The organism is Alcanivorax sp. HI0044, assembly GCF_001634945.1.
In genome coordinates this window covers 1-329 of the sequence record NZ_LWEZ01000879.1, presented here as the reverse complement: position 1 = coordinate 329, position 329 = coordinate 1, and the positions used below count along the sequence as shown (strand labels likewise).

Below are 329 nucleotides of genomic sequence, written 5' to 3'. Positions count from 1 at the left end.
AACGGGTACGACCGCGCAGCAGGGTCAGGCCATCGGATTCACGCACAATCTGATAACGGCGGGTAATACTGATGCGCTCATCATTGTGAACGATCCAGGTGCCGATTTTCAGGTTTTCACCCTCAAAGGCCGGGGCCAGATAATCCACTTCGGTGTGGCGCGCCACCATGCCCCGGTTGAGCTTCTGATACAGGTCCCAGCCCAATCCCAGTTCGGTGGTGTGATGCCAGGCGATCTGCTCCATAAAGCGCAGGTACTCGGTGTTGTTCACATGCCCCATCACATCAATGGCTTCGGCTGGTACGGTCACCGTCAGCTCATGCACATTG

1 protein-coding gene is annotated in these 329 nt (G+C 56.5%); it reads right to left on the bottom strand.

Going from position 1 to position 329, the window contains the following annotated elements; genetic code table 11:
- Positions 1-329: thioesterase family protein (locus tag A3730_RS10470; protein WP_063538033.1), on the bottom strand; the 329-nt coding region annotated here is incomplete at both ends.